Source organism: Mesorhizobium sp. CA15 (genome assembly GCF_020165215.1).
Classification (GTDB): domain Bacteria; phylum Pseudomonadota; class Alphaproteobacteria; order Rhizobiales; family Rhizobiaceae; genus Mesorhizobium.
The window spans coordinates 217,796-230,679 of sequence record NZ_JAIUHQ010000007.1; the positions used below are offsets into that span (position 1 = coordinate 217,796).

6 protein-coding genes are annotated in these 12,884 nt (G+C 66.4%); 4 read left to right on the forward strand and 2 right to left on the reverse strand.

The window, feature by feature from the left end:
- The first annotated feature begins 58 nt into the window (after positions 1-58).
- The 4 genes from htpX to purH all read left to right on the forward strand — a co-directional run bounded on the left by htpX (position 59) and on the right by purH (position 6,068).
- On the forward strand, positions 59-1,096 hold the full coding sequence (gene htpX, locus LB515_RS14935; protein ID WP_224708166.1) for a zinc metalloprotease HtpX: 1,038 nt from the start codon (positions 59-61) through the stop codon (positions 1,094-1,096).
- A complete protein-coding gene (locus LB515_RS14940; protein WP_411969146.1) occupies positions 1,093-2,469 on the forward strand; it encodes an RsmB/NOP family class I SAM-dependent RNA methyltransferase in 1,377 nt (458 codons plus the stop codon). The genes htpX and LB515_RS14940 overlap by 4 nt, the downstream gene beginning before the upstream one ends.
- A 126-nt stretch (positions 2,470-2,595) precedes the next feature.
- Positions 2,596-4,341 (forward strand): heparinase II/III family protein, encoded by a 1,746-nt coding sequence (locus LB515_RS14945; RefSeq protein ID WP_411969147.1) that lies wholly within the window; start codon positions 2,596-2,598, stop codon positions 4,339-4,341.
- Between the two features lie 110 nt (positions 4,342-4,451).
- Complete coding sequence (gene purH, locus LB515_RS14950) at positions 4,452-6,068, forward strand: bifunctional phosphoribosylaminoimidazolecarboxamide formyltransferase/IMP cyclohydrolase (RefSeq protein ID WP_224708167.1); 1,617 nt, start codon at positions 4,452-4,454, stop codon at positions 6,066-6,068.
- A gap of 196 nt (positions 6,069-6,264) precedes the next feature.
- Here purH and LB515_RS14955 read toward each other — a convergent pair whose 3' ends face one another.
- Positions 6,265-7,638 carry an MFS transporter gene (locus LB515_RS14955; protein WP_224708168.1) on the reverse strand — a complete coding sequence of 458 codons (1,374 nt, stop codon included), beginning with the start codon at positions 7,636-7,638 and terminating at the stop codon, positions 6,265-6,267.
- Between the two features lie 418 nt (positions 7,639-8,056).
- Entirely contained in the window at positions 8,057-12,826 is a 4,770-nt protein-coding gene (locus tag LB515_RS14960) for an NAD-glutamate dehydrogenase (RefSeq protein ID WP_224708169.1), read from the reverse strand.
- Positions 12,827-12,884: the final 58 nt, after the last annotated feature.

The following is a 12,884-nucleotide window of genomic DNA, read 5'->3' on the forward strand; positions in this document are numbered from 1 at the left end:
CAGAAGGATCGACCCCTATTCGCCACCTCCTCCGCCATCAGACCAGACGGATGAAACGATGAACACGCTTCGCACCGCCATGCTTCTCGCCGCGATGACGGCGCTGTTCATGGGCGTCGGTTATCTGATCGGCGGCTCGGGCGGCATGGTCATCGCGCTTCTGATCGCCGCCGGCACCAATTTGTTCAGCTATTGGAACGCCGACAAGATGGTGCTGTCGATGAACCGCGCCGTCGAGGTCGACGCGAAGAACGCGCCCGAATATTACGCGATCGTGCAGGCGCTGGCCAAGCAGGCCGGCCTGCCGATGCCGAAGACCTATCTGATCGACAACCCGCAGCCCAACGCCTTCGCCACCGGCCGCAATCCGGAAAATGCTGCCGTTGCGGCGTCCACCGGCCTGCTCGAGCGGCTCTCCCATGAAGAGGTCGCGGCGGTCATGGCGCATGAGCTTGCCCATGTGCAGCATCGCGATACGCTGACCATGACGATCGTGGCGACGCTCGCCGGCGCCATCTCGATGCTCGGCAATTTCGCCTTTTTCTTCGGCGGCAGCCGCGAGAACAACAATCCGTTCGGCTTTGTCGGCGTGCTTGTAGCGATGATCGTTGCGCCACTCGCCGCGATGATCGTGCAGATGGCGGTGAGCCGCACCCGCGAATACGAAGCCGACCGGCGCGGCGCCGAGATCTGCGGCAACCCGTTGTGGCTGGCTTCGGCGCTCAACAAAATCGCGCGCGGCGCCGAACGTATCCCCAATGAGGATGCCGAGCGCAATCCGGCGATGGCGCATCTTTTCATCATCAATCCTCTGCATGGCGAGCGCATGGACAATCTGTTCTCGACCCACCCGAGCACCGAGAACCGCATAGCCGCGCTGCAGGAGATGGCGCGCGCGATGGGTGGCGCATCGCCGGTCGCCCGGCGCCAGGCTTCTCCGCCACCCATTCAGCCCGAGGAGCCTTCGGCGGGGCCATGGGGCAAGCCGGCGGACCCGCCGCCAGCGGAGGCTGAGCCGGCGCCGCCAAAGCCCAATCCCTGGGGCCGCAACCCGACCGGACCGCGCAATGTCCGGTCGAAGGGTCCCTGGTCGTGACGCCGCCGAGGTGCGGACATTCAGGCAATCCGCAACACAAGGCTGGTGACGAGAACGTCGCCGGCCTTGCCGCACGCAAGGCGGCGGCGCGGCTGCTTGCCGCCGTCATCGATGCCCGCACGCCGCTGGACGGGTTGACCGACAACGAGCACGGCCATCCGCAATACAAGGCGCTGGACGGCCGCGACCGGGCGCTGGTGCGCGCCATCCTGGTCACGGCGCTGCGCCACCGCATGACCATTGCCGGGCTTTTGTCCAAGCGCCTGGAAAAGCCGCTGCCGGCCAACGCCACGGCGCTCTCGCATATCCTCAATGTCGCCGCCGCGCAGATCCTGTTTCTCGATGTTCCCGACAGCGCCGCCGTCGACCTTGCCGTCACCCACGCCAAGTCCGATCCGCGAACGCTGCGTTTCTCCGGCCTCGTCAACGGCGTGCTGCGTTCGCTGGCGCGCGCCAAGGAGGCTGAGCTTGCCCCGGCGCTTGCCGCCACCAGCGAGGCGCCGCAATGGTTCTCCGAGCGGCTGACCGCTGCTTACGGAGCCGACAAGGCGCGAGCCATCCTTGCCGCCCATCGCCACGAGGCGCCGGTCGACTTCACCGTCAAGGCCGACCCGGTGATCTGGGCCGAGCGTCTCAGCGGCATCGTGCTGCCGACCGGCACCGTGCGCGTCGAGAAGCTTGCCGCCAATGTCATCGACCTCCCCGGTTTCGCCGATGGCGCCTGGTGGGTGCAGGATGCGGCGGCAAGCCTGCCGGCACGCCTGTTCGGCGACATCAGAGGCCAGCGCGTCGCCGACCTGTGCGCCGCGCCCGGCGGCAAGACGGCGCAGCTTATCCTGGCCGGCGCCGAGGTGACCGCGATCGACACCTCGAAGAACCGGCTGGCGCGGCTCAGTCAGAATCTCGAGCGCCTTGGCCTGACCGCCGAGCTCGTCCAGACCGACCTCCTGGATTACCGGCCGGCACAATTGTTCGACGCCGTGCTGCTCGATGCGCCCTGCTCCTCGACCGGCACGGTGCGCCGCCACCCCGACGTGCCATGGACCAAGACCATGGCCGACGTCGAAAAGCTCGCCGACCTCCAGCGCCGGCTGCTTGCCCATGCCGTCACCCTCGTCAGGCCCGGCGGACGGATCGTGTTCTCCAATTGCTCGCTCGATCCGATCGAGGGCGAGGAGCTCTATCGGGCCTTCCTCGCCGAGACCCTCAGTGTGGTCGCCGACCCGATCCGGCCCGGCGAGTTCGCCGGCATCGATCCGTTCCTGACACCGGAGGGCACACTGCGCACCACGCCGGCCGACCTCGCGCTGGAATCGCCCGGGATTTCAGGCCTGGACGGCTTCTTTGCCGCGCGGATGAGACGGGCCGATTGAGACGTTATCTCATAAAATTTGCTGACTTTTTTAGCGACGGCACGGGCAAGGCGGCGTGAAGCGGTTCACTTCGGCGAAATCCGCCTTCGCATAAGTTCTTGAATCGCATAAGCTTGTGCTCGGGTTATGGGGACATCAGGAGGGCTATTGGCACTTGTTGCCGGCAGCACGACGCGTCTTTGGACGCTTGTCGCGAGGGAGTTCTGGCGCAAAACGCGCCGGCGCCTCCGCGCCGGGCCGGTCTATCGCTGGCGCTATTCCGGCCGCACGCCCGAACGCGTCCTGATCGCGCCGCCGGATCTGCGGCTCGCCGACCCGCAGATCGCACTGGAGATCTATTATGGCCGCTATCCTCTGTCGGGCCATTTGGTCGAGACCGGCGGCAAGTCGCCCTTTCAGCTCGACGTGCCCAATCGCGGCTGGCAGAAATCGTTGCATGGCTTCCGCTGGCTGCGCCACATGCGCGCCACCGGCACCGAGCTCGCCGCCGCCAACGCGAGAGCCCTGGTGACCGACTGGATCGCCATGCATGGCAACCAGATCTCCGGCATCGCCTGGGAGCCGGGAACGACGGCCAAGCGGGTGATCGCCTGGCTGCAGCACTCCTCGGTGGTGCTGCAGGGCGCCGAATTCCCTTTCTATCGCGCGTTCCTGAAATCGCTCGCTGTGCAGATCCGCTATCTCCGCTCGATGGTGCGCGAGATGCCCGATGGCGAGGCCAGGCTGCGCGCCCGCATCGCGCTCGCCTTCGCCGCGCTGTCCCTGCCGGCGCCGGCCTCGGCGCTGCGTGCCGCGACACGCAACCTGGCCGAGGAGCTCGAGCATCAGATCCTGCCCGATGGCGGCCATATCTCGCGCAAGCCGATGGCGGTGCTCGAGCTGCTGGCCGATCTTCTGCCGTTGCGCCAGACCTATGCCAACCAGGCCGAGGCGCCGCCGTCGGCCTTGATCGGCGCCATCGACCGGATGTTGCCGGCGCTGCGTTTCTTTCGCCATCAGGACGGCAGCCTTGCCCGCTTCAACGGCATGGGCGCCACCATCCACGACCGCATCGCCACCATCATGCGCCATGACGACACGGTGGGCGCGCCGCTGCTGCACGCGCCGCACTCCGGCTACGAGCGCCTGTCGATGGGCGGCGTGACGGTCATCGCCGACACCGGCCTGCCGCCGCCGGTCGACGTCTCCAACGCGGCACATGCCGGCTGCCTCGCCTTCGAGCTCTCCTCTGGGCGCCAGCACTTCATCGTCAATGCCGGCATCGACACTTACGGCGCCCCGGAATTCCGGCCGCTGGCCCGCGCCACCGCCGCGCACTCGACCGCGACGCTCAACGACACCTCGTCGGCGCGCTTCAGCCACTCGCTGCGCGTCAGCGACCTGTTGGGATCGCCACTGATCGGCGGCCCGCAGCATGTGCCCTGCAAGCGCCTCGACCAGAAGGGCATGCAAGGCTTCGTCGCCCGCCATGACGGCTATGTCCAGCAGTTCGGCTTCCTGCATGAGCGCGAGCTGAAGCTGACCAGCAACGGTAACGTGCTTGCCGGCCGCGACCGCTTCCTGCGCCCGGGCAATGCCGCGATCCGCAACAACGGCCGCGACTTCGTCACGGTGCGCTTCCACGTTCATCCCGACATCAGCCTACTGCAGGACGACCACAACCGCCTGACGCTCGCCGGCGCGCAGGGCGACAGCTGGGTCTTCACCTGCGCCGAAGTGGTGCCGGAGGTCGAGGAATCGATCTACTTTGCCGGCCTGAGCGGGCCGCGCCGCAGCCGGCAGATCGTGCTCGCCTTCAAGGCCTCGGAAATTGCCGAGGTCCACTGGCAGCTGACCCGCACCATAATTTCCGGCTATTCCGAAAACAACTGAGGCTGGCTGGCAAACGGCTGCGCGCCTGATCCCGGACTCACTTGATTTCCGGGGCTCATATGCTAGGGCCGGCCAACGTCCCTGCCAACAGCTCTGAAAGGCCGCCCGCCATGGCCGTGCCCACAAAAAACATTCCGGCGCCTGACCTCGTTCCGGTGCGCCGCGCGCTGCTTTCCGTCTTCGACAAGACAGGCCTGGTCGATTTCGCCAAGGCGCTCGCCGCCGCCGGGGTCGAGCTGGTTTCGACCGGCGGCACGGCAAAGGCCCTCGCCGGGGCGGGCCTGGCGGTCCGCGACGTCTCCGAGCTCACCGGCTTTCCCGAGATCATGGATGGGCGGGTGAAGACCTTGCATCCGTCGGTGCATGGCGCGCTGCTCGGCATCCGCGACGACGCCGAGCATGCCAAGGCGATGCACGACCACAACATCGAGCCGATCGATCTCGTCGTCTGCAATCTCTATCCGTTCGAGGACGTCCGCCGCTCCGGCGCCGGCTATGCCTCGATCGTCGAGAACATCGACATCGGCGGGCCGGCGATGATCCGTGCCTCGGCCAAGAACCACGCCTACGTCGCCATCGTCACCGACCCGGCCGACTATGCTTCCGTCGTAAGCGCGCTGGAGATGAATCTGGGCTCGCTGTCGCTCGATTTCCGCAAGATGCTGGCGGCCAAGGCCTTTGCCCGCACCGCCACCTATGACGCGGCGATCTCCGGCTGGTTCGCCGAGGCGCTGGAGATCGAGCACCCGACATGGCGCGCGTTCGGCGGCCGGCTCGACCAGGTGATGCGCTATGGCGAGAACCCGCATCAGGGCGCAGGCTTCTACCTGTCGGGAGACAAGCGGCCGGGCGTGGCAACGGCAAAGCAGTTGCAAGGCAAGCAGCTCTCCTACAACAACATCAACGACACCGACGCCGCTTTCGAGTTGGTCGGCGAGTTCGATCCGGCGCGCTCGGCGGCGGTCGCCATCATCAAGCATGCCAACCCCTGCGGCGTTGCCGAGGGCTCATCGCTGAAGGCGGCCTACGCCAAGGCGTTGGAATGCGACCCGGTCTCGGCCTTCGGCGGCATCGTCGCCATGAACCGCATCCTCGACGCCGAGGCGGCGGAAGAGATCGTCAAGACCTTCACCGAGGTCATCATCGCGCCCGACGCCACCGACGAGGCCGCCGCCATCGTCGCGGCGAAGAAGAATTTGCGCCTGCTGGTCACCGGCGGCCTGCCCAACCCGCGCGCCGCGGGCACGACGGTGAAATCCGTCGCCGGCGGACTGCTGGTGCAAGGCCGCGACAATGCCGTCGTCGACGATCTCGAGCTCAAGGTGGTGACGAAGCGCCCGCCGACGCCGGCCGAGATGGCCGACCTCAAATTCGCCTTCCGCGTCGCCAAGCATGTCAAGTCCAACGCCATCGTCTATGCCAGGGACGGCGCGACCGTCGGCATCGGCGCCGGCCAGATGAGCCGCGTCGATTCCTCGCGCATCGCCGCCCGCAAGGCGCTGGACGCTGCCGAAGCGGCGGGCCTCGCCGAGTCGCTGACCAAAGGCTCGGTCGTCGCCTCGGACGCCTTCTTCCCCTTCGCCGACGGCCTCTTGTCGGCAATCGAAGCGGGCGCCACGGCGGTCATCCAGCCCGGCGGCTCGATGCGCGACGAGGACGTCATCGCCGCCGCCGACGAGCACGGCATAGCCATGGTGTTCACCGGGGTGAGGCACTTCAGGCATTGATGCGCTTCTTCCTTCTCCCCTTGTGGGAGAAGGTGTCGCCGAAGGCGACGGATGAGGGGTGCTCCAGGGAATGAGGCGTGGGCGATTGCAGCTTTCGACGGGCATGTTCGCCAAGCTGGAGCACCCCTCATCCGTCTCGGCGCTACGCGCCGATCCACCTTCTCCCACAAGGGGAGAAGGAAAAGTCGCGCTACGCCTACCGTTTATCCGCCGGATACGGTGTCCCCGCCAGGATCGCCATGCCGATGCCGAGGAACAGGATGATCGCCGCCATGCCGAGCCGCGGCGAATTGCTGATGGTGGTGATGCTCGCCACCATAAACGGCGCCAGGAAGCTCGTCGCCCGGCCGGCCAGCGCATAGATGCCGAAATAGCGGCCGGACTCGGCGGCGGTCACGCTGCGCGCCATGTAGGACCGCGACGACGCTTGCACCGGCCCGAAGGCGAGCCCGATCAGCAGGCCATAGAGGATATAGGCTTTCTCCGCAGCTGTGCCGAACAGGCCGCCGGAATCGGCGGTCGGCAGGGGGATCAGGCCGAGCAGCGTGAAGCCCGGTCCGGTGGAGACGACGCCGATGGTGGCGACCGACAGCATCACCAGCGCGATCATCACCACATGCTTCGAGCCCAGCGCTGTATCGAGCCGCGCCGCGATCCAGCAGCCGAAGATGGCGACGACATTGAGGATGATGCCGAACAAGCCGATCTCGGTGATCGACCACTGGAACATGCCGGCTGCGAACGTGCCGCCGAGCGCCAGCAGCGCGTTGACGCCGTCCTGATAGATCATGCGGGCCAAGAGGAAGCGCAGGATGCCGCTGCGCTGGCGCACTTCCACCAGGGTAGACTTGAGCTCGGACAGGCCCTCGCGCACCGCCGGGCCGATCGGGATCCCCTTGGTGGCGTCCGGCGTGAATAAAAACATCGGCAGGATGAACAGGAAATACCAGCCGGCCGACATCGGCCCGGTGAAGCGCGCGTCCTCGCCGAGTTTCGGATCGAGTCCGAACAACGGATCGAGGCCGATGAGCGTCTTGCCGGTCTCGAGATTGCCGGCCAGTAACAGCACCACGAAGATCAGTGCGATCATGCCGCCGAGATAGCCAAGGCCCCAGGCCATGTTGGAGATCCGGCCGATCTCTTCCTTCGGCACCAGCCGCGGCATCATGGAATCGTTGAACACGGTCGAGAATTCGGCCGCCACCGAAGCCAGCGAGAACAAGAGCACGACCAGGAAAAGGTTGGAGCCCGGCGCCGCGAACCACAAAAGCGTGAGGCTGGCGATCTTGATGGCCGCGAAGAAGGCGATCCACGGCTTGCGCGGCCCGGTCTGGTCGGCGATCGAGCCGAGCACCGGCGACAGCACCGCGATGACCAGGCCCGCGGCGGCAATGCCGTAACCCCACGCGGCCTGCCCGGCAGTCGGATCGCTCGCCATGCGCGAGACAAAATAGGGTCCGAAGATGAATGTCGTGACGACGGTGAAGAAAGGCTGCGCCGCCCAGTCGAAGAACATCCACCCCCAGATGCCGCGCCCCGATGCCCGCTGCACTGTCTCTACCGCCACCATGCTGATTCCCCTGGCACCGCTCGCGTCGGGCGCCATGTCTGCATGTTTTCAGGCAGCGATGCAAACGGACAAGCGGCGGTTCCTCGCCCCACGCAGTGGGTTACGCTATACACACATCTTCTGTGACTGGCGCGACTGATCAGGCCGAGGCTTGATTGCCACGTGGTTCCCCCAATCCGTCGCTGCTTCGCAGCGCCACCTTTCCCCCCTCCGGAGGGAAAGGAAGGGAGCGTTGCTGGACGGGCGTTGACGGCAAAAAGCTTGGCGCCCTTCCTCTACCCCGTCGATCGGGGGAGAGGTGGCTCGGCGAAGCCGAGACGGAGTGGGGGTCGACCAGCGCTGCATAAGATAATGCATGCGCCAAGCTGCCATGCACGCTATCGCTAAAGGCCAGCCGCTTTGGCAGGGGCGAGGAACTTCACATCCCCGTCAGGTCGCTCATCAGCCCAGACGCCACCGACAGCCTCGACACGGTGATGTCGCCGCCTTCGGTCAGCGCCTGCAGCCGCTCGCGGATGCGCGCGACACGGTCGCCGCCGGCTTCCAGCCAAGCCCCGACCGGATCCGCCGTCGTGCCGTGCGCGGTGAGCGCCGCCACCGCGATGCCGCGCCGCGCCACGCCGATCGTGTCGGCCGCGCGCGACAGCGCCAGCTGGTCGTAATAGTCCGGCGGCATGATCGAGCGCGCGGCTTCCTCGACGCGTGGGATGCGGAAGGCATCGCTGACGGCGAAGAAGGCCTTGGCCGCGCTGACGATGTCGGCATTGGCGGTGCGCGCGGTGAGCGCGACGTCGGGGATCAGCTCGGCCACTTCGGCCAGAGCGAGCTGCCCGGCGAGCTTTTCCGGCGCGCCGCTCTTGGACAGGCCCTGCCGCCGCTCCTCGACGCGCTCGCGCGAGAAGGCCGGCAACAGCGAGAGAAGCTTCGGCTCGAGCGCCTTGCGCGCCTCCTGCAATTCGGCGATGCGCTGGCCAAGCGGCGCGGAGCCGGCTTCGTGCTTCAGGTACCAGCCGCTGGTCACAAAGATAAGCCGGCTGATCGCTTGATAGAGATCGAGCTGGACCTGCCCGTCGATATGGTTGTCGAGCGCGTCGATCTCGCGATAGAGCGCAGGCAGCGCGAAGCCGTCGCGGACCATGGCGAAGATGCGCACCACATCGGCCGCCGTGCGGCCCGTGGCTTCCTGTAGCCGGTTGACGAAGGACGGTCCGCCGCGATTGACCAGGTCATTGGCGAGCACGCGCGCGATGATCTCGCGCCGCAGCCGGTGTTCGCGGATCTCGCCGGCGAATTTCCTCGCCATGCGTTCCGGGAAATAACCCATCAGATCGCGATCGAAATGCTGATCGTCGGGCACGTCGCTGGCGACGATATCGGAGAACAGCACGATCTTGGCATAGGCGAGCAGCACGCCGAGCTCGGCCCTGGTCAGCGGCTCGCCGCGCGCCTCGCGTTCGGCAAGCGCCGCGGGCGAAGGCAGCGTCTCGACCGCCCGGTCGAGCAGGCCGCGCGCTTCCAGCGCCGACATGAAGCGCGCCTGGTGCGCGATGTCGGCAAGCCCGCGCTTGCGCGCCAGCGAAAGCGCCAGCGTCTGCTGATAGTTGTTGGCGAGCACCAGCGCGCCCACCTCGTCGGTCATCTCGGCGAGCAGCTTGTTGCGCGCCGGCCTCGCCAGCGAGCCTTTGCGCATCGCCGACGCCAGCGCGATCTTGATGTTGACCTCGACGTCGGAACAGTTGACGCCACCCGAATTGTCGATGGCATCCGAGTTGCAGCGGCCGCCATTCATGCCGAACTCGATGCGCGCCCGTTGCGTGACGCCGAGATTGGCGCCCTCGCCGATGACTTTGGCCCGGACATCAAGCGCCGTGACGCGGACGGCGTCGTTGGCGCGGTCGCCAACATCGGCGTTGCTTTCGCCTGAAGCCCGCACATAGGTGCCGATGCCGCCGAACCACAAAAGGTCGACCGGCGCCTTGAGGATGGCGTTCATGATCTCGACCGGCGTAGCCGTGGTTTTGGCGAGGCCGATCGCGGCGGCCGCGGCCTGCGGCAGCGTGATCGATTTCTCGTTGCGCGAGACGACGACGCCGCCTTCCGACAGCTTCGACTTGTCGTAGTCCTGCCAAGACGAGCGCGGCAGCGCGAACATGCGCTGCCGCTCGGCCATCGAGGCGGCCATGTCCGGATCGGGATCGATGAAGATGTCGCGATGGTCGAAGGCGGCGATCAGCCTGGTGGCCGGCGACAACAGCATGCCGTTGCCGAACACGTCGCCCGACATGTCGCCGACGCCAACCACGGTGAAGGGCGAGGTCTGGATGTCGCGATTCATCTCGCGGAAATGCCGCTTCACCGCTTCCCAGGCGCCCTTGGCGGTGATGCCCATCTTCTTATGGTCGTAGCCGGCCGAGCCGCCGCTGGCGAAGGCATCGTCCAGCCAGAAGTGATGCTTCTCGGAAATCGCGTTGGCGGTGTCGGAGAAGGTCGCCGTGCCCTTGTCAGCGGCGACGACGAAATAGGGATCATCCTTGTCGCGCCGCACCACGCCGGCCGGCGGGATGACGCCGTCGACGCCGATATTGTCGGTGATCGAGAGCAGGCTGGAGACGAAGTTCTTGTAGGCCGAGGTGCCTGCTTCGAAGATGGCATCGCGCCCGGCGCTCATCGGCAGCTTCTTCGGATAGAAGCCGCCCTTGGCGCCGACCGGCACGATGACAGCGTTCTTGACCTGCTGCGCCTTGACCAGCCCCAGCACCTCGGTGCGGTAATCCTGGGCGCGGTCCGACCAGCGCAGGCCGCCGCGCGCCACCGGGCCGAAGCGCAGATGCACGCCTTCCACCTCGGATCCGTAGACGAAGATCTCGCGCCATGGCCGCGGCGCCGGCAGTCCCTCGACCGCCTGCGAATCGAGCTTGATCGCCAGCGACTGCCCTTTTTGTTTCGTATCGGTTACAAAATGATTGGTGCGCAGCGAGGCTTCGATGAGGTTGAGATAGCGGCGGATGATGGTGTCGTCGTCGATGTTGGGCACCTCCTCCAGCGCGTCCTTGATCTTGGCCTTGAGGTGCTTGGCCGCAACCGCGCCTTCGCCTTCCGCCGCCGGGCCGAGCCGGGCGACGAACAGCGCGTGCAGGCCGCGCGCGATCTCGGGATAGCGATTGAGTGCGGCGGCGATGAAATCCTGGCTTTGGGGAATGCCGGCCTGCTGCAGATAGCGGCCATAGGCGCGCAGGATGGCGATCTCGCCAGACCACAGGCCGGCGGTCTGGGCCAAGCCGTTATAGCTGTCATTGTCGACATCGCCGCGCCAGACCGACAGGAAGGCGTCCTCGAAGAGCGCGCCGCCGTCGGAGATGTCTATTCGCGCGCCATAGCTGTTCTCCAGTTCCATGTCGTGGATGAAGACTTTGCCGGAGCCGGTGTCGGCGACCTCGAAGGTGCGCTCGCTGATGACGCGGAAGCCGATGTTTTCCAGCACCGGCACGCGCCGCGACAGCGCGACAGGGCTGCCAAAATGATAGATCTTCAAAGCCGCCTGGTGCGGCTTCTGGTCGGCATGGCGGTAATAGTCGATGGCGATCGGATTGTCGGCCCCGATCTTCGCGATGCGGCCGGCATCGGCCAGCGCCACGGCGGCCGAGAAGCTGTCGCGATAGCTTTCGGGGAAACGCGCCGCGATCGCCTTCAGCGCCGGGTCGCTGCCGGCCGCCTCTGCGGCTTCGGCGAGCGCGTCCTCCCAAGTGCGCACGATGTCGCGAATCGCCGCCTCGATCGCCGACTGCTCGACCTTCGGGGTCTTACCGCCGGAACGGCCGATGATGAAATGCACGCGCGCCAGCCCGCCTTCCGGGAAGGCCGGGTAATAGGCCGACAGACGGCCCTCGAACACCGTCTTGAGATAGGTGCCGACCTTCTCGCGCACGACGCTGTCGTAGCGGTCGCGCGGTACGAAGACGATGATCGAGACGAAGCGGTCGAACTGGTCGACGCGTACCAGCGCCCGCACGCGCGGCCGCTCGATCAGCCCGAGTATGGCGCTGGCGTGCTTGCGCAGGATGGGAATGGGAACCTGGAACAGCTCGTCGCGCGGATAGCTTTCCAGGATGTTGATCAGCGCCTTGCCGGAATGATCGTGCGGATCGAAGCCGGATTTCGAGATCACGGTCTCGGCCTTGGAGCGCAGATAGGGGATCTTCATCACCGAGCGCGTGTAGGCGGTCGAGGTGAACAGGCCGACGATGCGCAGCTCGCCCGCGAGCGCCCCCTTCGACGTGTAGGTCTTGATGCCGATGTAATCGAGATAGATGCGGCGATGCACCGACGACTTGGCATTGGCCTTGGTGACGATCAGCGGCTCCGGCCCGTGCAGGAAGGCGCGGATTTCCGGCGTCGTCGTCACCGCCTCGGTGCCGCGCCTCAACACCAGCACATCCGGATCCGACAGGATGCCCAGGCCGGGTTTGTCGGCGCGCTCCAGCGAGCCGCTTTCCTCGCCGCCGGTATATTTGAACTCGCGCATGCCGAGGAAGGTGAAATTGTCGTCGCGCAGCCATTCGAGGAAGGCGATCGCCTCGGCGACGCTCTTCTTGTCGAGCGGCACCGCCGAATAGCGGAATTCGGAAATCGCCTGGTCGAGGCGGGCGAGCATCCGCTTCCAATCGACGACGGCCGCCCGGACCTGCGAAAGCACCTTGTGCAGCCGCCCGGTGAGGCTCTTGGCCTGCTCGGCGGTCAGCCGCGGGATATGAACATGGACGACGCTCAGCCGGTCGTCATCCTCCTTGCCGCCGTCGCCAAGCACCTCGACCACACCGGTCTTGCCGTGGCGGACGGTGACGATCGGATGGGTGACCAAGGTCGGCTCACCGCTTGTCTCGGTGATCTCGCCGAGGATGGAATCGAACAGGAACGGCATGTTGTCGTTGACGACGGTGATGACCGTGACCGGCCGGCTGTCGCAGGCAACGCCCGAATCGGCTTCGACGGCAACGACGCTTTCGCCCTTCCTGTGGCTGGCAACTGCTTGGGCGGCGAGCTCGCCGGCGCGCTCGAGGTCGGCCACGTCATAGGCCGCGATGTCCTCGGCGGGCGCCCGCGCCAGCAGATAGTCGGCAAGCCTTGCGGGTTTCTCCTCCGCTTTCGCGGCGGCGGCTTTCCTCTTCGGCTTGGATTTCACGCTGGCCATGACGCTTAGTCCCTCCCGTTATATGCTTTTGCGACTATGGTAGCCAGATGACCGCCGT